Here is a 19,932-nt window from a genome sequence, read left to right on the forward strand (position 1 = left end):
TTAGACCCTTGGACATTTGCCGGATGAGGCCGTTTTGAACAGCGAATTACTGTGGGTGCTGAGTTTACTGCTGATTGCCATCGTGCTGTTTACCACCAACAAGCTGCGCATGGACGTGGTGGCCCTGTTGGTGATCATCGCCTTCGTGCTGAGCGGCACGCTCAGCCTGCAGGAGGCGACGGTCGGTTTCAGCGATCCCAACGTGATTTTGATCGCGGCGCTGTTCGTGATCGGCGAAGGGCTGGTGCGCACCGGCGTGGCCTATCAGGTGGGGGACTGGCTGGTGAAAGTGGCCGGCAGCAGCGAAACCAAAATGTTGATGCTGCTGATGGTGACGGTCGCCGGGCTGGGGGCGTTCATGAGCTCGACCGGCGTGGTGGCGATCTTTATCCCGGTAGTGCTCAGCGTGACGGCCAGAATGAAGATCGCGCCGGGGCGGCTGATGATGCCGCTCAGCTTCGCCGGGCTTATCAGCGGCATGATGACGTTGGTGGCCACGCCGCCCAACATGGTGGTCAACAGCGAGCTGGTGCGAGAAGGCATCCATGGTTTCGGTTTCTTCAGCGTGACGCCCATTGGCCTGGTGGTGCTGGCGCTGGGCGTCGGTTACATGCTGATCGCCCGGCGTTGGCTGGGCAGCGGTGAAACGGGCAAAGCCAGCGATGACTGGCAGCGCCGTACCTTCCGCGATTTGATCCGCGACTACAAGCTGACCGGTCGCGCGCGGCGGCTGGCTGTCCGCAGCGCTTCGCCGCTGATCGGGCGTTCGCTGGATGAACTGCACCTGCGTGCGCGTTATGGCGCCAACGTGGTGGGTATCGAGCGCTGGAAACGCTTCCGGCGGGTGATGGTCAGCGCCTCTGGCAGCACCGAGCTGCGCGAGGGCGACGTTCTTTTGATCGACATGTCGGACAGCCAGGTCGATCTGCGCGAATTCTGCGGCGAGCAGCGGCTGGAGCCGATGGTGTTGCGCGGCGATTACTTCTCTGAACAGTCGCGCAACGTCGGCATGGCGGAAGTGTCGCTGATCCCGGACTCGGCGCTGCTGGGCAAAAGCCTGCGCGAAGCGGCGTTCCGCAGCCGCTACGATCTCAACGTGGTGGGCATCCGCCGCCACGGCGAGACGCTGGGCGGCAAGCTGGTGGACGAGCCGCTGGAGCTGGGCGACATTTTACTGGTGATCGGCGACTGGAAGGCGATCCGTCAGCTGCAGGCCAAAACCCACGACTTTATCGTGCTCAACTTGCCGGCCGAGGTGGACGAAGTGGCGCCGGCGATCACGCAGGCGCCGCACGCGCTGTTTTGCCTGGCGCTGATGGTGGCAATGATGTTGACCGACGAAATCCCCAACCCCATCGCGGCGCTGATCGCCTGCCTGCTGATGGGCAAGTTTCGCTGTATCGATATGGAGAGCGCCTATAAATCGATCCATTGGCCGAGCATTATTTTGATCGTCGGGATGATGCCGTTTGCGCAGGCGCTGCAAAAGACCGGCGGGGTGGATCTGATCGTCAGCGGGCTGATGGACATCGCCGGCGGCGCGGGGCCGCGCGTGATGCTGCTGTGCCTGTTCGTCTTGTGCGCCACCATCGGCCTGTTTATTTCCAACACCGCGACGGCGGTGCTGATGGCGCCGATCGCCATCGCCGCCGCGCGCGAAATGGGCGTCTCGCCATACCCGTTCGCGATGATTATCGCCATCGCCGCGTCCGCCGCCTTTATGACGCCGGTCTCTTCACCGGTCAACACGTTGGTGCTGGGGCCGGGCAATTACAAGTTCGGCGATTTCGTGCGTCTCGGCGTGCCGTTCACTCTGCTGGTGATGGCGGTCAGCGTGATTGTGGTGCCGTGGCTCTACGGCTTTTAACGGCGCAGCGAGGCTGCGCCGGCGGGGTTACAGCGAACTGTCGAGGCTGATTTCGTCCAATGACAGGCTGAAGCTGGGAATGAACACGTCCATGAAGTAGTCCATTTCCGGGCTGCGGCGCTGTTCCAGGGTTTTATCCAGCCGCGCCTTGGCCAGGGTGAATTCGTTGTTGCCGGCAGAGAGTTCCTCCAGGCATTTCAGGTAGGCGCACAGCGCGTCTGCCTGCTTCACTACCTGCTTTTCATCTTCGCTGTAGTAGTGCTCATCGAGAATGGTGCGGAAATCGTTGCGCAGCTCCGCGGGGATCATGTCCAGCAGCTTTTGCTGGGCGATCTTTTCGATCTTCTTGTATTCATGGGCGATCTGCGGATTGTAGTACTTGATCGGCGTCGGCATGTCGCCGGTGATCACTTCGCTGGCGTCGTGGTACATCGCCAGCAGCGCAACGCGGTCGGCGTTGAGGTTGCCGTTGAATTTGCGGTTCTTGATCACCGCCAACGCGTGGGCGACAAAGGCCACCTGCAGACTGTGTTCGGAGACGTTCTCGGTACGCACGTTGCGCATCAGCGGCCAGCGGTTGATCAGTTTCAGGCGGGACAGATGGGCGAAGAAATGGCTCTGGCTCATGGTGCTCTCTTTAACGGCAAGTGAGGGCCCCATTGTGAAGCAGTGACGGCGAATTTTGCAACCGGGCAATGAGAGAAGGGCGCAGCAAGGCGCTGCGCCCCAGGCGATTACTGGTGGTAACCTTCCAGGAAGCGGCCCAGTTTGCCGACCGCCATTTCCAGTTCGTCTACGCGCGGCAGGGTGACGATGCGCACGTGATCCGGGTAAGGCCAGTTGAACGCGGTGCCCTGCACCAGCAGCACTTTTTCCTGCAGCAGCAGATCAAGCACCAGCTTCTGGTCGTCGTGGATGTTGAAGCGCTTGGCGTCGATGCGCGGGAACATATACAGCGCGCCCTGTGGCTTCACGCAAGAGACGCCCGGAATGTCGTTGAGCAGTTCCCAGGTGCGATTGCGCTGTTCGTACAGGCGGCCGCCAGGCTGAATGAATTCGCTGATGCTCTGATAACCGCCCAGCGCGGTTTGAATGGCGTGTTGCATCGGCACGTTGGCGCACAGGCGCATCGAAGCCAGCATCTCCAGCCCTTCGATATAGCCTTTGGCGTGTTTCTTCGGCCCGTTCAGCACCATCCAGCCCTGGCGGAAGCCCGCCACGCGGTAGGTTTTCGACAGGCCGTTGAAGGTCACGGTCAGCAGATCCGGCGCCAGCGCGGCGATCGAATGGTGCTCGGCTTCGTCATACAGGATCTTGTCGTAGATCTCGTCGGCGAAGATGATCAGGTTGTGTTGACGGGCGATCTCGACGATCTGTTCCAGCAGCGCTTTGCTGTAAACCGCGCCGGTCGGGTTGTTCGGGTTGATGATCACGATGCCGCGGGTGCGCGGGGTGATCTTGCTGATGATGTCGTCCAGATCCGGGAACCAGCCGGCCTGCTCATCGCACAGGTAGTGCACGGCCTTACCGCCGGAAAGCGATACCGCAGCGGTCCACAGCGGGTAGTCCGGCGCCGGCACCAGCATTTCGTCGCCGCTGTTGAGCAGCGCCTGCATGGATTGGACGATCAGCTCCGAGACGCCGTTGCCAATGTAGATATCCTCAACGGTCACGTCACGCATGTTGCGCGCCTGGTAGTGCTGCATGATCGCTTTACGCGCCGAGAAGAGGCCTTTGGAATCGGAGTAGCCTTGCGCCGTGGGCAGATTGCGGATCACGTCGACCAGGATTTCGTCCGGGGCGTCGAAACCGAACGGGGCAGGGTTGCCGATGTTCAGTTTCAGGACTTTGTTGCCTTCTTCTTCAAGACGTTTAGCTTCTTTAAGCACCGGGCCGCGAATGTCATAGCAGACGTTGTCCAGTTTGCTGGATTTCTCAATGGGGGACATAAAAAGTTGAGCCTTTTGCTGGGATAGGGGCGCTCCTACCGTGGGACGCCGCAACCCGCCCAATGTACTCCTGGCGTAGTTGCTTTTGAAGGGTTTTGCACGCCTTTGGTGCAAATGCATGTCGTAACGGGGGATTTTAGTTATGATAAGCAAAGGTAAAGTTATTTTGTGGTTCATAATTTCATGAACTATAATTTTACTAGGGTTTTGTTCTGTAAAATCCCGCCTCGATAAACGCGACGTGCCGGCGATCGTGGCTGGCAGCAGTGAACTGATAAGCCGAAAGGGAGAATAGGCTTCAATAAACTGTAAAGGAACGATAATACCGGAGTTGTCTGATAGCGGGGTGTCAGTTAGCGCACCACACTAAGAAAAATGACATATTTACATTAGCTTTACTTTATATTTTACCTTAAGCATTGTTTATGTGGTTATAGGATTATTATTTAAAGCAAAAATCTTACTGATTGAATTTATTAAATTCATTGAGTGGTAACACGAAGTCGGTAGCGTTAATTATTTATCTTTTTTGCTCTGTAATGCAGTCTGAACGCCGGTTGATAAGGGTTCTCAGTAGCACGAATGGAGTGGAAATTAGGCAGTATGAATGAGTAAAATCTCAGGTTCGGTGGGGGTTTTCCCTTTTCACCGGTATTCAGTCCCCCGCGTTCTATAAGCACCATCGATAGATCGCATTTTAAAAAGCGATAGAGGTAACGAATCATAAGTAATTTTTTTGCCCTCCACTTATGAGTGGGGTACTGTCATAACAGGCTCCGTCCTTTTCAACGGCGTCTGAGAAACACACCAGGGTAGTAGTTCGTAAATTAGAATTTAAAAAAGTGAAGAATACACTATGACAACTGCAAATCGTCCGATACTTAATCTCGACCTCGATCTGCTAAGAACCTTTGTTGCGGTTGCTGATTTGAATACCTTTGCGGCGGCGGCGGTTGCCGTATGCCGTACTCAATCAGCCGTCAGTCAACAAATGCAGCGATTAGAGCAACTGGTCGGCAAAGAACTGTTTGCCCGCCATGGGCGTAACAAACTCCTGACTGAGCATGGTATTCAGCTTCTCGGTTATGCCAGGAAGATCCTGCGCTTTAACGACGAAGCCTGTACCTCGCTGATGTACAACAATATTAAAGGTGTTCTGACCATCGGCGCTTCCGACGACACCGCCGATACCATTCTGCCTTTCCTGTTGAACCGCGTGACCGCCATCTATCCGAAGCTGGCCATTGACGTGCGCGTAAAGCGCAGCACGACGATGGTCGATCTGCTGGAAGAGGGCGAGATCGATCTGGCGGTGACCACGGCCGATCCGGCCGGACATCCGCATATCGTGCTGCGCACATCGCCGACGCTGTGGTACTGCGCCGCCGATTACCACTATCAGGCGGGCGAACCGATCCCGTTGGTGGTGATGGATGAGCCAAGCCCGTTCCGCGCGCTGGCGATCAAGCAGCTGGACGAAGCCGGTATCCCTTGGCGAATCGCCTATGTCGCTTCCACGCTGTCCGCGGTGCGGGCGGCCTGTAAGGCCGGCCTGGGCGTGACCGCGCGGCCGATCGAGATGATGAGCCCCGATCTGCGGGTGCTGGGGGCGGTGGAAGGTTTGCCGCCGCTGCCGGATACCCAGTATGCGCTGTGCAAAAACGCGCAGTGCAGCAATGAGCTGGCGATGGCCATCTTCAGCGCAATGCAGGGCGGCAATGACGGTTATGGCTTCAACGGCGCGGAAGCCGGTCTCCAGGGCGATCAGGATGACGCCAGCCTGGTGGACGAAGAAGAATAACGCCGCGGCGTTAGATCTGATGAAAACCTCTGCTTCGGCGGAGGTTTTTTTTGCCCTTTTTTTTGCGATTTTTACTGTTATAGGGATTTAATGACGATTTTGTTATGAGTTGGCTGTTTTATTAACTTTTAAGCGTTACTGAAAAGAGAGTTTGGCCGGGTTTAAGACGCTGAGTTTGTTTTTTGAGCAATAAGATTGAATGGGTTAAAGGCATGGTAATAGCAGGGTTATTTTGTTAGCTTATAGCGGCCGTTTTTGCGGCTTAATTTGAGGAAAATTGTTAAAGGGCCACACTTTTTTTGAGGATTTATGCTGAAAACGTGTCCTGGATCAAAAAAATACCCCTAGGTAGTGAGTGGAAGAACAGGGAATTCCTGAGACAATGGTATAGTAAAACTGAAATGTGCACGTTGGTTTATATCTATCTGTTTCTACACAAAAATTAACTGACACGATTTAGCCAGCCCCTGGCGCATCAAATGTTAATCAAATGATACGTATGTAAACTAGTGTGTAGATACTTTTGTCAAAGTTGACAAAAGGTTATAGAAAGGAGTAAAAAGCCCACAGAAAAACGCTGCCTAACTCGCTGTAAAAGCAGTTTGTTTGTGTGGTTATTTATCCTTCCCTTAAATCGATGTGGCGCACTAACTGCCGGTGACAAGAGCAGCGCGATCGACGCCACTTTTGATGAGTAAGCATAGAGTATGTCAACAACCACTGAAGTTATCGCTCATCACTGGGCGCTCGCCGTATTTCTCGTCGTGGCTATCGGGCTTTGCGGCTTAATGCTGCTGGGTGCGTTCTTCTTGGGCGGGAGAGCCCGGGCGCGCGCCAAACACACCCCGTTTGAATCAGGCATCGACTCGGTCGGTACGGCGCGCATGCGCTTGTCCGCCAAGTTCTACCTGGTGGCCATGTTCTTCGTTATTTTCGACGTTGAAGCCTTATACCTGTATGCCTGGTCGGTCTCGGTTCGCGAGAGCGGTTGGGTAGGCTTTATCGAAGCCGCCATTTTCATTTTGGTGCTATTGGCCGGTCTGGTTTATCTGGTGCGCATCGGCGCGTTGGATTGGACTCCGGCGCGTTCCCAACGCCGCAGCAAACCGAGCACGATCACTAACACCAACAGTCATCCGCAGTAACAGCGAGGCATTAAGATGGACTATACGCTCACCCGCATAGACCCGAACGGTGAGAACGACCGTTATCCCCTGCAAAAACAGGAGATCGTCGCCGATCCCCTGGAACAACAGGTCCACCGCACGGTTTACATGGGTAAACTCGAACATGCGCTGCATGACATGGTGAACTGGGGGCGTAAAAACTCTATTTGGCCGTATAACTTCGGCCTTTCGTGCTGTTACGTGGAGATGGTGACGTCGTTTACCGCCGTTCACGACGTGGCGCGTTTCGGTGCGGAAGTACTGCGCGCCTCCCCGCGTCAGGCTGACCTGATGGTGGTGGCCGGTACCTGTTTCACCAAGATGGCCCCGGTCATCCAACGCCTGTACGAGCAGATGCTGGAGCCTAAGTGGGTGATCTCGATGGGCGCCTGCGCCAACTCCGGCGGCATGTACGACATCTATTCCGTGGTGCAGGGCGTGGACAAGTTCCTGCCGGTCGACGTGTACATTCCCGGCTGCCCGCCGCGTCCGGAAGCCTACATGCAAGCGCTGATGCTGCTGCAGGAATCCATCGGCAAAGAACGTCGCCCGCTGTCGTGGGTTGTCGGCGATCAGGGCGTTTACCGCGCCAATATGCAGTCTGAAAGAGAGCGTAAACACGGCGAGCGCATCGCGGTGACCAACCTCCGGACGCCTGACGAGATTTAAGACGTTCATTTAACGTCCATCTTAGTGCGCTATTGGTTAACACAGCGAAAAGTGAAACTTGCGGCGAATAACCCTTTAGTGTGGTGAAAAAAAATTATGACAGATTTGACGACGCACGACGCCTTGCCTGCCTGGCAGACCCGAGATCACCTTGACGACCCGGTGATCGGCGAACTGCGCAACCGTTTTGGGCCGGAAGCCTTTACTGTTCAGGCCACCCGTACCGGCATGCCCGTGGTATGGGTTAAACCTGACCAGTTGCTGGAAGTAATGACGTTCCTGAGAAAACAGCCGAAGCCGTATGTCATGCTGTTCGATCTGCATGGCGTGGACGAACGTCTTCGCACCCACCGCGACGGCCTGCCCGCTGCGGATTTCTCCGTTTTCTACCATCTGATTTCCATCGAACGCAACCGCGACATCATGCTGAAGGTGGCGCTGTCTGAAAAAGACCTGCACGTGCCGACGGCGACCAAGGTGTTCCCGAACGCCAACTGGTACGAGCGCGAAACCTGGGAAATGTTCGGCATCACCTTCGACGGCCACCCGCACCTGTCGCGCATCATGATGCCGCAGACCTGGGAAGGGCACCCGCTGCGCAAGGACTACCCGGCGCGCGCCACCGAATTCGATCCTTTCGTGCTGACCAAGCAGAAAGAAGATCTGGAGATGGAAGCGCTGACCTTCAAGCCGGAAGACTGGGGCATGAAGCGCGGTACCGAGAACGAAGACTTCATGTTCCTCAACCTCGGCCCGAACCACCCGTCCGCGCACGGTGCGTTCCGCATCATTCTGCAGCTGGACGGCGAAGAGATCGTCGACTGCGTGCCGGATATCGGCTATCACCACCGCGGCGCCGAGAAGATGGGCGAGCGTCAATCCTGGCACAGCTACATTCCGTACACCGACCGTATCGAGTACCTCGGCGGCTGCGTGAACGAAATGCCTTATGTGCTGGCGGTCGAGAAGCTGGCCGGCATCAAGGTGCCTGAGCGCGTCGACACCATCCGCGTGATGCTGTCCGAGCTGTTCCGCATCAACAGCCACCTGCTGTACATCTCCACCTTCATTCAGGACGTCGGCGCGATGACCCCGGTGTTCTTCGCCTTTACCGACCGTCAGAAAATCTACGATCTGGTGGAAGCGATCACCGGTTTCCGTATGCACCCGGCCTGGTTCCGCATCGGCGGCGTCGCGCACGATCTGCCGCGCGGCTGGGATCGCCTGCTGCGTGAATTCCTCGACTGGATGCCGAAGCGTCTGGACTCCTACGTGAAAGCGGCGCTGAAGAACAGCATCCTGAAAGGCCGTTCCATCGGCGTAGCGTCTTACAACGCCAAAGAAGCGCTGGAGTGGGGCGTGACCGGCGCCGGCCTGCGTGCCACCGGCGTCGAGTTCGACGTGCGTAAATGGCGTCCGTACTCCGGCTACGAGAACTTCGACTTCGAAGTGCCGGTCGGCGACGGCACCAGCGACTGCTACACCCGCGTGATGCTGAAGGTGGAAGAGCTGCGCCAGAGCCTGCGCATTCTCGAACAGTGCCTGAACAACATGCCGGAAGGCCCGTTCAAGGCCGATCACCCGCTGACCACGCCGCCGCCGAAAGAGCGCACGCTGCAGCATATTGAAACGCTGATCACCCACTTCCTGCAGGTTTCCTGGGGTCCGGTGATGCCAGCCAACGAATCATTCCAGATGATTGAAGCCACCAAAGGGATCAATAGCTACTACCTGACCAGCGACGGCAGCACCATGAGCTACCGCACCCGGGTACGTACGCCGAGCTTTGCGCACCTGCAGCAGATCCCATCGGTCATCCGTGGCAGCCTGGTTTCCGACCTGATCGTCTATCTGGGTAGTATCGATTTTGTAATGTCAGATGTGGACCGCTAACTATGCATGATCAAAAAGACAATCACGCAGTCAATGATGCGCTCGAGCCCATCAACGCAGCCGCTCCTCAGAGCGGCGTTGATGCATTTGTACTGAGCGCGGAAGAACGTGATGCGATCGAGCACGAAAAGCACCATTACGAGGATCCGCGCGCCGCTTCCATCGAAGCACTGAAAATTGTGCAGAAGCAGCGCGGCTGGGTTCCGGACGGTGCGATTTACGCCATCGCGGAAGTGCTGGGCATCCCCGCCAGCGACGTAGAAGGCGTGGCCACGTTCTACAGCCAGATTTTCCGTCAGCCAGTAGGACGTCACGTGATCCGTTATTGTGACAGCGTTGTCTGTCACATCACCGGTTACCAGGGCATTCAGGCCGCTATCGAGAAGAAGCTGAACATCAAGCCGGGTCAAACCACCTTTGATGGCCGCTTCACGCTGTTGCCGACCTGCTGTCTGGGCAACTGCGATAAAGGGCCGACAATGATGATTGACGAGGACACTCACAGTCAGCTGAAGCCTGAAGATATCGAGACGCTACTGGAGCAGTATCAATGACCAAGCACATTGTACGCACTCCCGAAACGCACCCGCTGACCTGGCGTCTGCGCGATGACAAGCAGCCGCTGTGGCTGGACGAGTACCGCAGCAAAAACGGCTATGCCGGTGCAGAAAAGGCCCTCAAAGGCCTGGCCCCGGACGAGATCGTCAGCCTGGTGAAAGACTCCGGGCTGAAGGGCCGCGGCGGCGCGGGCTTCTCCACCGGTTTGAAGTGGAGCCTGATGCCGAAGGACGAATCCATGAACATCCGTTACCTGCTGTGTAACGCCGATGAGATGGAGCCGGGCACCTATAAAGACCGCCTGCTGATGGAGCAGCTGCCGCACCTGCTGGTGGAAGGCATGCTGATCTCCGCGTTCGCGCTGAAAGCCTACCGTGGGTACATCTTCCTGCGCGGTGAGTACATCGAAGCGGCGGCGCACCTGCGTCGCGCCATCGCGGAAGCCACCGAAGCCGGCTATCTGGGCAAGAACATTCTCGGCACCGGGTTCGATTTCGAGCTGATCGTGCACACCGGCGCCGGCCGTTACATCTGCGGCGAAGAAACCGCGCTGATCAACTCGCTGGAAGGCCGCCGCGCCAACCCGCGTTCCAAGCCACCATTCCCGGCCAGCGCCGGCGTATGGGGCAAACCGACCTGCGTCAACAACGTCGAAACGCTGTGCAACGTGCCGGCCATTTTGGCGAACGGCGTGGAGTGGTACACCGGCATCTCCGGCAGTGAAGACAAAGGCACCAAGCTGATGGGCTTCTCCGGCCGGGTGAAAAATCCGGGCGTCTGGGAGTTGCCGTTCGGCACCACCGCGCGCGAGATCCTGGAAGACTACGCCGGCGGCATGCGCGACGGTCTGCGCTTCAAAGCCTGGCAGCCGGGCGGCGCGGGGACCGACTTCCTGACCGCCGATCACCTCGATCTGCCGATGGAATACGGCGCGATCGGCAAAGCCGGCAGCCGTCTCGGCACCGCGCTGGCGATGGCGGTAGACCATGAGATCGGCATGGTGCCGCTGGTGCGTAACCTGGAAGAGTTCTTCGCCCGCGAGTCCTGCGGCTGGTGTACGCCATGCCGCGACGGCCTGCCGTGGAGCGTGAAGATCCTGCGTGCGTTGGAAAACGGCGAAGGGCAGCCGGGGGATATCGAAACCCTCGAACAGCTGTGCCGTTCCCTCGGCCCGGGCAAAACCTTCTGCGCCCACGCGCCAGGTGCCGTAGAGCCACTGCAAAGCGCGATTAAATATTTCCGTGAAGAGTTCGAGGCGGGCATCGCCGTGCAGCACTTCGGCAACGCCCATGCGATTGGCGGCATTCAGCCGAACAATCTGCTGAAGCAGCGCTGGTAAGCCGACTCGCCCGAACACGGCCAGAATTTTTGATTAACGCCTGCCGCAAGGCAGGCCACTTGGAAGCATGCTGACTATGGCTACGATTCATGTAGACGGCAAAGAGTATGAGGTAGACGGAGCGGACAACCTGCTGCAGGCTTGTCTTTCCCTCGGCCTTGATATTCCTTACTTTTGCTGGCATCCGGCGCTGGGAAGCGTCGGCGCTTGCCGCCAATGTGCGGTAAAGCAATACCAAAACGCGGAAGATACGCGCGGCCGTTTGGTGATGTCCTGTATGACCCCGGCATCCGACGGCACCTTCATCTCCATCGATGACGGCGAAGCGAAGCAGTTCCGTGAAAGCGTGGTCGAGTGGTTGATGACCAACCACCCGCACGATTGCCCGGTCTGTGAAGAAGGCGGTAACTGTCACCTGCAGGATATGACGGTAATGACCGGCCACAGCTTCCGCCGCTACCGCTTCACCAAGCGCACCCACAACAACCAGGAGCTGGGGCCGTTTATCTCGCATGAGATGAACCGCTGCATCGCCTGCTACCGCTGCGTGCGTTACTACAAAGACTATGCGGACGGCACCGACTTCGGCGTGTACGGCGCGCACGACAACGTCTACTTCGGTCGCCCGGAAAGCGGCACGCTGGAAAGCGAGTTCTCCGGCAACCTGGTGGAAGTGTGCCCGACCGGCGTATTCACCGACAAAACGCACTCCGAACGCTACAACCGTAAATGGGACATGCAGTTCGCACCGAGCATTTGCCAGCAGTGCAGCATCGGCTGTAACACCAGCCCGGGCGAACGCTATGGCGAGCTGCGCCGTATCGAAAACCGTTACAACGGCAGCGTGAACCACTACTTCCTGTGCGACCGCGGCCGTTTCGGTTACGGCTACGTCAACCAGAAAGATCGTCCGCGTCAACCGCAGCAGCTGCGCGGCGATGACTGGATCACCCTGAACGCCGAGCAGGCGATGCAGGGCGCGGCGGACATCCTGCGTCAGGCGAAGAAAACCATCGGCATCGGCTCCCCGCGCGCCAGCCTGGAAAGCAACTTCGCACTGCGCGAGCTGGTCGGCGCCGAGAACTACTACACCGGTATCGCTCAGGCGGAGCAATCACGCCTGGCGCTGATGCTGAACGTGCTGAAAAACGGCGGCGTCCATACGCCGGCGCTGCGTGAGATCGAAGATTACGACGCAGTGCTGGTGCTGGGCGAAGACCTGACGCAAACCGGTGCGCGTATCGCGCTGTCCGTGCGCCAGGCCGTCAAGGGTAAAGCCCGCGCGATGGCGGCGGCGCAACGCGTGGCCGACTGGCAGATCGCGGCGGTGCAGAACATCGGTCAGCACGCCAAGTACCCGCTGTTCACCACCAACGTCGACAACACCCGTCTGGACGACATCGCCGCCTGGAACTACCGCGCGCCGGTGGACGAGCAGGCGCGCTTCGGCTTCGCCATCGCTCACGCGCTGGACAGCGCGGCGCCGGCGGTGAACGATCTGGCTGAAGGCCTGAACAAGAAAGTCGATATCATCGTGCAGGCGCTGACCGGCGCACGCAAACCGCTGATCGTGACCGGCAGCAACGCCGGCAGCGAAGCCATCATCGAAGCGGCGGCCAACATCGCCAAAGCGTTGAAGGGCCGCGGTTCCGATGTCGGCATCACCTTCGTGGCGGGCGCAGCCAACAGCATGGGCCTGGCGATGATCGGCGGCGGTTCGCTCGATCAGGCGCTGGAACAGCTGGCGAGCGGCGCAGCCGACACCGCCATCGTGATGGAAAACGATCTCTATCGCCATGCGCCGGCGGCGCAGGTGGATGCGGCGTTGGCCAAGGTCAACAACCTGATCGTCGCCGACCACCAGCGCACTGCGATCATGGACAAAGCCAACCTGATCCTCTCCTCGGCCAGCTTCGCCGAGAGCGACGGTACGCTGATCAACCAGGAAGGCCGCGCGCAGCGCTTCTTCCAGGTATACGATCCGGCTTACTACGACGACGCCAAGAAGAATCAGTTCACCGTGATGCTGGAAAGCTGGCGCTGGATGCACTCGCTGCACTCCACCTACACCAGCCGCCACGTGGACTGGACCCAGCTCGATGACGTGATCGCCGCTTGCGTTGCCGCGTTGCCGCAGCTGCAGGGCATCGTCGACGCTGCGCCGGACGCGACTTTCCGCATTCGCGGTCAGAAGCTGGCGCGTTCGCCGCACCGCTCCAGCGGCCGTACCGCCATGCGCGCTAACATCAGTGTGCACGAGCCGCGTCAGCCGCAGGATAAAGACACCATGTTCGCCTTCTCGATGGAAGGGAACAACAGCCCGCTGGCCGATCGTCAGCAGATCCCGTTCGCCTGGGCGCCAGGCTGGAACTCACCGCAGGCATGGAACAAGTTCCAGGCCGAAGTGGGCGGCAAACTGCGCCACGGCGATCCGGGCGTGCGCCTGATCGAAGCGGGGGAGGGCAGCCTCGGTTACTTCGATCGCGTGCCTGCCGCGTTCAATCCGGTCGACGGCTGGCGTGTCGCGCCTTACTACCACCTGTTCGGCAGCGACGAAATGTCGCAGCGCTCTCACGTGATCCAGCAGCGCATGCCGGAAGCCTACGTGATGGTCAACCCGGCCGACGCGGCGATGCTTGGCGTCAACGCGGGCAGCCTGGTGGAGTTCAGCTGTGCGGGTCAGACCCTGCGTCTGCCGGTGCGTCTGAGTGAAACCCTGACCCAGGGCCAGGTTGGTTTGCCGCTCGGCTTGCCAGGGATCCCGCCGATCTTGGTGGGTGCTAAGGTAGACAATCTGCGGGAGGCAGCACGATGAGCTGGTTTACCCCTGAGGTGATCGACATTCTGATCGCCATTCTTAAAGCGGTCGTGATCCTGTTGGTGGTCGTGGCGTGCGGGGCATTCATGAGCTTCGGCGAACGCCGTCTGCTCGGCCTGTTCCAGAACCGCTACGGACCGAACCGCGTAGGCTGGGGCGGCTCGCTGCAGCTGGTCGCCGACATGATCAAAATGTTCTTCAAGGAAGACTGGGTACCGAGATTCTCCGACCGGGTGATCTTCACCCTGGCGCCGATGATCGCCTTTACTTCCCTGTTGCTGGCATTTGCCATCGTTCCGGTCAGCCCGACCTGGGCGGTGTCCGATCTCAACATCGGTATTCTGTTCTTCCTGATGATGGCCGGCCTGGCGGTGTACGCCGTGCTGTTCGCCGGATGGTCGAGCAACAACAAATACTCGCTGTTGGGCGCGATGCGCGCCTCCGCGCAAACCCTGAGCTACGAAGTGTTCATCGGCCTGTCGCTGATGGGCGTGGTGATGCAGGCGGATTCGTTCAACATGCAGGCCATCGTTGAATCCCAGGCGCACGTCTGGAACGTCATTCCGCAGTTCTTCGGCTTCGTGACCTTCGCGATCGCCGGCGTGGCGGTGTGCCACCGTCACCCGTTTGACCAGCCGGAAGCCGAGCAGGAACTGGCCGACGGTTACCACATCGAATATTCCGGCATGAAGTTCGGTCTGTTCTTCGTGGGGGAATACATCGGTATCGTCACCGTGTCCGCCCTGATTGTGACGTTGTTCTTCGGCGGCTGGCAGGGTCCGTTCCTGCCGCCATTCATCTGGTTCGCGTTGAAAACGGCCTTCTTCATGATGATGTTCATCCTGATCCGTGCCGCGCTGCCGCGTCCGCGTTATGACCAGGTGATGTCCTTCGGCTGGAAAGTGTGCCTGCCGCTGACGCTGCTGAACCTGCTGGCAACCGCCGCGGTCATTTTGTACAACGCTCAATAAGGGGTGAATAAACCATGACATTGAAAGAGTTAGTGGTTGGTTTCGGCACCCAGGTGCGCAGCATTTGGATGATTGGCATGCATGCCTTCGCCAAGCGCGAAACCCAGATGTATCCGGAAGAACCGGTTTACCTGCCGCCGCGCTACCGTGGCCGCATCGTGCTGACGCGCGATCCGGACGGCGAAGAGCGCTGCGTCGCCTGTAACCTGTGTGCGGTGGCCTGCCCGGTCGGCTGTATCTCGCTGCAAAAAGCGGAGCAGAAAGACGGCCGTTGGTATCCGGAGTTCTTCCGCATCAACTTCTCGCGCTGCATTTTCTGTGGCCTGTGCGAAGAGGCTTGCCCGACTACCGCTATCCAGCTGACGCCGGATTTCGAACTGGGTGAGTACAAGCGTCAGGATCTGGTGTACGAAAAAGAAGATCTGTTGATCTCGGGGCCGGGTAAATATCCGGAATATAACTTCTACCGGATGGCCGGTATGGCGATTGACGGCAAAGCCAAAGGCGAAGCCGAAAACGAAGCCAAACCGATCGACGTCAAAGGTCTGTTGCCCTAAGGAGCCAGCAAGCATGGAAATTGCATTTTACCTGGCAGGTTTGATTGCGGTGGCCGCGACGATTCGCGTGATCACCCATACCAACCCTGTGCATGCGCTGCTGTATCTGATCGTCTCGTTATTGGCGATCTCGGCAGTCTTCTTCTCGCTCGGCGCCTACTTTGCCGCCGCGTTGGAAATCATCGTCTATGCGGGCGCCATCATGGTGCTGTTCGTGTTCGTGGTGATGATGCTGAACCTCGGCAACGTGCAGCAGCAAGAGCGCGACTGGATGAAGCCGACGGTGTGGATCGGGCCTGGCCTGTTGTCGCTGGCGCTGCTGGTGGTATTGATCGTCGCGATCCGCAGCGTATCCGACCAGGGTATCAGCGGCGAGATGGTCGACGCGAAGGCGGTGGGCATCAGCCTGTTCGGGCCTTACGTATTGGCGGTTGAGCTGGCCTCAATGCTGCTGTTGGCGGGTCTGGTTGTCGCCTTCCATATCGGCCGCGAGCACAAGCCTGGCGAGGTGCTGAGCAACGCGCCGGCGAGTGGCGAAATGGCGAGAAGAAAATCGGAGGAGCAAGCATGATCCCTCTTCAACACGGCCTGATCCTGGCGGCTATCCTGTTTGTGCTCGGGCTGACCGGGCTGCTGGTGCGCCGCAACCTGCTGTTTATGCTGATCAGCCTGGAAGTGATGATCAACGCTGCGGCGTTGGCGTTTATCGTGGCGGGAAGCTACTGGGGCCAGGCGGACGGTCAGGTGATGTACATCCTGGCGATCAGCCTGGCGGCAGCCGAGGCCAGTATCGGCCTGGCGCTGCTGCTGCAGCTCTACCGTCGTCGTCATACCCTGAATATTGATACTGTCAGTGAGATGCGCGGATGAACCTATTATATTTAACAATTCTGCTACCGCTGATCGGGTTCCTGCTGCTGGCATTTTCCCGCGGTCGTTGGTCTGAGAACACGGCGGCTACCGTCGGCGTGGGCTCTATCGGCCTGGCTGCGCTGGTCACGGTGTATGTGGCGATGGATTTCTTCGCCCAGAAAGCCGCCGGCGTGCAGCTGTTCGAGCAAAGCCTGTGGACCTGGATGGCCGTCGGCAACTTCAATATCGGCGTGACCCTGGTGCTGGACGGCCTGTCGCTGACCATGCTGTCGGTGGTCACCGGCGTCGGCTTCTTCATCCACATGTTCGCCTCCTGGTACATGCGCGGTGAAGAGGGCTACTCGCGCTTCTTCGCTTACACCAACCTGTTTATCGCCAGCATGGTGGTCTTGGTGCTGGCGGACAACCTGCTGCTGATGTATCTGGGTTGGGAAGGCGTGGGCCTGTGCAGCTACCTGTTGATCGGTTTCTACTACAAAGATCCGGCCAACGGCGCGGCGGCGATGAAAGCCTTCATCGTGACCCGCGTGGGCGACGTGTTCCTGGCGTTCGCGCTGTTCATCCTCTACAACGAGCTGGGCACGCTGAATATCCGCGAGCTGATGATCCTGGCACCGCAGAAACTGGCGGTGGGCGATACGGCCATCACTTGGGCGACCCTGATGCTGCTGGGCGGCGCGGTCGGTAAATCGGCGCAGCTGCCGTTGCAAACCTGGTTGGCGGACGCGATGGCGGGCCCAACCCCGGTTTCCGCACTGATCCACGCGGCGACCATGGTGACCGCGGGCGTCTATCTGATCGCCCGTACGCACGGCCTGTTCCTGATGGCGCCGGAAGTGCTGCACCTGGTGGGCATCGTCGGTGCGGTCACTCTGCTGCTGGCCGGCTTCGCCGCACTGGTGCAGACCGACATCAAGCGCGTGCTCGCTTACTCCACCATGAGCCAGATCGGTTACATGTTCCTGGCGCTGGGCGTGCAGGCATGGGACGCGGCGATCTTCCACCTGATGACCCACGCGTTCTTCAAGGCGCTGCTGTTCCTGTCGTCCGGTTCGGTGATCCTGGCTTGCCACCACGAGCAAAATATCTTCAAGATGGGCGGCCTGCGCAAGAGCATCCCGCTGGTGTACGTCTGCTTCCTGGTGGGTGGCGCGGCGCTGTCTGCGTTGCCGCTGGTCACGGCCGGCTTCTTCAGTAAGGACGAGATCCTGGCGGGCGCGATGGCCAACGGCCACATCAACCTGATGGTGGCCGGCCTGGTCGGTGCGTTCATGACCTCGCTGTACACCTTCCGTATGATTTTCATCGTGTTCCATGGCGAAGAGAAAATCAAAGCGCATGCCGGTAAAGGCATCACTCACCACCTGCCGCTGCTGGTTCTGCTGGTGCTGTCCACCTTCGTCGGCGCGATGATCGTGCCGCCGTTGCAGGGCGTGCTGCCGGATACGACCGAGCTGGCGCACGGCAGCGTGCTGACGCTTGAAATCACCTCCGGCGTGGTAGCTATCGTCGGCATTCTGCTGGCGGCCGCGCTGTGGCTGGGCAAACGCAGCCTGGTCAACAGCATCGCCAGCAGCGCGCCGGGGCGTTTCTTCTCGACCTGGTGGTTCCATGCCTGGGGCTTCGACTGGCTGTATGACAAAGTGTTCGTCAAGCCGTACCTGGGCATTGCGAAGCTGCTGCAGCGCGATCCGCTGAACTCGCTAATGAACCTGCCGGCCGTCTTCTCCCGCTGGGGGAACCGCGGTCTGACGGTGAGCGAGAACGGTCAGGTGCGTTGGTACATAGCGTCTATGGGTGTGGGTGCAGTGGTCGTATTGGCTCTGTTGATTTTGGTTTAATTGAATAATTTAAACAGACGCATTTTTCGGGCGTAGCGCCGGGCAGGCGCTACGTACAAAGTTTGAAATTATTCGTATAAGGGACACAAAACGCCATGCTATTACCTTGGCTAATTCTTATCCCCTTTATCGGCGGTCTGCTGTGCTGGCAGCTTGAGCGCTTCGGTACTAAGGTGCCGCGCTGGATAGCGCTGATCGCAATGGGGCTGACGTTGGCGCTCTCTCTGCAGCTGTGGATGCAGGGCGGCTATACCTTGACCACGCCGAAAGGCATTCCGCAGTGGCAGAGCGAATTCCTGCTGCCGTGGATCCCACGCTTCGGCATCTCCATCCACCTGGCGCTGGACGGCCTGTCGCTGCTGATGGTGGTGTTGACCGGTCTGCTGGGCGTGCTGGCGATCCTCTGTTCCTGGCGTGAAATCCAGAAGTATCAGGGCTTCTTCCACCTCAACCTGCTGTGGATCCTGGGCGGCGTTATCGGCGTGTTCCTCGCCATCGACATGTTCCTGTTCTTCTTCTTCTGGGAAATGATGTTGGTGCCGATGTACTTCCTGATCGCGCTGTGGGGCCACAAGGCGTCGGACGGTAAAACCCGTATCACCGCGGCGACCAAGTTCTTCATCTACACCCAGGCCAGCGGTCTGGTGATGCTGATTGCGATCCTGGGCCTGGTGTTCGTGCACTACAACGCGACCGGCGTGTGGACCTTCGATTACGAAGACCTGCTGCAAACGCCGATGTCCCACAACGTGCAATATCTGTTGATGCTCGGCTTCTTCATCGCCTTCGCGGTGAAAATGCCGGTGGTGCCGCTGCACGGCTGGTTGCCGGACGCGCACAGCCAGGCACCGACCGCAGGTTCCGTCGACCTGGCGGGCATCTTGCTGAAAACGGCGGCCTATGGCCTGCTGCGTTTCAGCCTGCCGCTTTTCCCTGAGGCTTCGCACGAGTTTGCGCCAATCGCCATGTGGCTGGGCGTGATCGGTATCTTCTACGGCGCCTGGATGGCGTTCGCGCAGACCGACATCAAGCGTCTTATCGCCTACACCTCGGTTTCGCACATGGGCTTCGTGCTGATCGCCATCTACACCGGCAGCCAGCTGGCTTACCAGGGCGCGGTGATCCAGATGATCGCGCACGGTCTGTCCGCCGCCGGTATGTTTATCATCTGCGGCCAGCTGTATGAGCGTCTGCATACCCGCGACATGCGTCAGATGGGCGGCCTGTGGGGGCGGATCAAGTTCATCCCTGCGCTGTCGCTGTTCTTCGCCGTGGCTACGCTGGGGATGCCGGGTACCGGTAACTTCGTCGGCGAATTCATGATTCTGTTCAGCAGCTACCAGGTGGTGCCGGTGATCACCGTGATTTCTACCTTCGGTCTGGTGTTCGCTTCGGTTTACTCGCTGATCATGATGCAGCGCGCTTATTACGGTGCGCCTAAATCCGACCAGCCGCTGCAGGGCATGACCGCGCGCGAGCTGTTCATCATTCTGCTGCTGGTGGTGTTGCTGGTTCTGCTGGGGGTTTACCCGCAGCCGATTCTGGATACTTCCAACGCGGCGATGAGCAACGTGCAACACTGGTTTGGTTCGTCAGTTTCAGCAATTTCAACAACAAGGCCGTAATTCGC

Annotated in this window: 16 protein-coding genes; 14 read left to right on the plus strand and 2 right to left on the minus strand. The window is 58.8% G+C overall.

The window, feature by feature from the left end:
- The first annotated feature begins 16 nt into the window (after nt 1-16).
- A complete protein-coding gene (locus WCL58_RS07985) occupies nt 17-1,867 on the plus strand; it encodes an SLC13 family permease (RefSeq protein ID WP_336850838.1) in 1,851 nt (616 codons plus the stop codon).
- A gap of 27 nt (nt 1,868-1,894) precedes the next feature.
- Here the strand turns inward: WCL58_RS07985 and yfbR are convergent, their stop codons facing one another.
- Both yfbR and WCL58_RS07995 read right to left on the minus strand, forming a co-directional pair.
- A complete protein-coding gene (gene yfbR / locus WCL58_RS07990; RefSeq protein WP_025303666.1) occupies nt 1,895-2,494 on the minus strand; it encodes a 5'-deoxynucleotidase in 600 nt (199 codons plus the stop codon).
- Nucleotides 2,495-2,601: 107 nt separating this feature from the next.
- Nucleotides 2,602-3,816, minus strand: coding sequence for a pyridoxal phosphate-dependent aminotransferase (locus tag WCL58_RS07995; protein ID WP_004936047.1), 1,215 nt, complete (start codon nt 3,814-3,816; stop codon nt 2,602-2,604).
- A gap of 856 nt (nt 3,817-4,672) precedes the next feature.
- On the opposite strand from WCL58_RS07995, the gene lrhA reads away from it, so the two are divergent.
- The 13 genes from lrhA to nuoM all read left to right on the plus strand — a co-directional run bounded on the left by lrhA (nt 4,673) and on the right by nuoM (nt 19,927).
- Nucleotides 4,673-5,617: a transcriptional regulator LrhA gene (gene lrhA, locus WCL58_RS08000; protein ID WP_004936045.1), complete on the plus strand. Its 945-nt coding sequence runs from the start codon at nt 4,673-4,675 to the stop codon at nt 5,615-5,617.
- 707 nt (nt 5,618-6,324) lie between these two features.
- Nucleotides 6,325-6,762 carry an NADH-quinone oxidoreductase subunit NuoA gene (gene nuoA / locus WCL58_RS08005; protein WP_025303663.1) on the plus strand — a complete coding sequence of 146 codons (438 nt, stop codon included), beginning with the start codon at nt 6,325-6,327 and terminating at the stop codon, nt 6,760-6,762.
- Nucleotides 6,763-6,777: 15 nt separating this feature from the next.
- Nucleotides 6,778-7,452 (plus strand): NuoB/complex I 20 kDa subunit family protein, encoded by a 675-nt coding sequence (locus tag WCL58_RS08010; RefSeq protein WP_004936039.1) that lies wholly within the window; start codon nt 6,778-6,780, stop codon nt 7,450-7,452.
- 96 nt (nt 7,453-7,548) lie between these two features.
- Nucleotides 7,549-9,345 (plus strand): NADH-quinone oxidoreductase subunit C/D, encoded by a 1,797-nt coding sequence (gene nuoC, locus WCL58_RS08015; RefSeq protein WP_004936036.1) that lies wholly within the window; start codon nt 7,549-7,551, stop codon nt 9,343-9,345.
- 2 nt (nt 9,346-9,347) lie between these two features.
- A complete protein-coding gene (gene nuoE / locus WCL58_RS08020) occupies nt 9,348-9,899 on the plus strand; it encodes an NADH-quinone oxidoreductase subunit NuoE (RefSeq protein WP_004936034.1) in 552 nt (183 codons plus the stop codon).
- Complete coding sequence (gene nuoF, locus WCL58_RS08025; RefSeq protein WP_004936030.1) at nt 9,896-11,242, plus strand: NADH-quinone oxidoreductase subunit NuoF; 1,347 nt, start codon at nt 9,896-9,898, stop codon at nt 11,240-11,242. Before nuoE ends, nuoF begins: the two co-directional genes overlap by 4 nt.
- A gap of 76 nt (nt 11,243-11,318) precedes the next feature.
- Nucleotides 11,319-14,057 carry an NADH-quinone oxidoreductase subunit NuoG gene (gene nuoG, locus WCL58_RS08030; RefSeq protein WP_336850841.1) on the plus strand — a complete coding sequence of 913 codons (2,739 nt, stop codon included), beginning with the start codon at nt 11,319-11,321 and terminating at the stop codon, nt 14,055-14,057.
- Entirely contained in the window at nt 14,054-15,031 is a 978-nt protein-coding gene (nuoH, locus tag WCL58_RS08035; RefSeq protein WP_004936022.1) for an NADH-quinone oxidoreductase subunit NuoH, read from the plus strand. Before nuoG ends, nuoH begins: the two co-directional genes overlap by 4 nt.
- A gap of 14 nt (nt 15,032-15,045) precedes the next feature.
- On the plus strand, nt 15,046-15,588 hold the full coding sequence (gene nuoI, locus WCL58_RS08040; RefSeq protein ID WP_025160170.1) for an NADH-quinone oxidoreductase subunit NuoI: 543 nt from the start codon (nt 15,046-15,048) through the stop codon (nt 15,586-15,588).
- Nucleotides 15,589-15,601: 13 nt separating this feature from the next.
- A complete protein-coding gene (nuoJ, locus tag WCL58_RS08045; RefSeq protein WP_019453717.1) occupies nt 15,602-16,159 on the plus strand; it encodes an NADH-quinone oxidoreductase subunit J in 558 nt (185 codons plus the stop codon).
- A complete protein-coding gene (gene nuoK, locus WCL58_RS08050; protein ID WP_004936014.1) occupies nt 16,156-16,458 on the plus strand; it encodes an NADH-quinone oxidoreductase subunit NuoK in 303 nt (100 codons plus the stop codon). The genes nuoJ and nuoK overlap by 4 nt, the downstream gene beginning before the upstream one ends.
- Nucleotides 16,455-18,302: an NADH-quinone oxidoreductase subunit L gene (gene nuoL, locus WCL58_RS08055; protein ID WP_336850843.1), complete on the plus strand. Its 1,848-nt coding sequence runs from the start codon at nt 16,455-16,457 to the stop codon at nt 18,300-18,302. The genes nuoK and nuoL overlap by 4 nt, the downstream gene beginning before the upstream one ends.
- Nucleotides 18,303-18,397: 95 nt before the next feature.
- The gene (nuoM, locus tag WCL58_RS08060) at nt 18,398-19,927 is read left to right on the plus strand and encodes an NADH-quinone oxidoreductase subunit M (protein ID WP_336850845.1); all 1,530 of its coding nucleotides are present in this window, start codon (nt 18,398-18,400) and stop codon (nt 19,925-19,927) included.
- Nucleotides 19,928-19,932: the final 5 nt, after the last annotated feature.

It is taken from the genome of Serratia sp. TMDUHS_CL, assembly GCF_037137105.1.
In the GTDB taxonomy this organism is placed as follows: domain Bacteria; phylum Pseudomonadota; class Gammaproteobacteria; order Enterobacterales; family Enterobacteriaceae; genus Serratia; species Serratia nevei.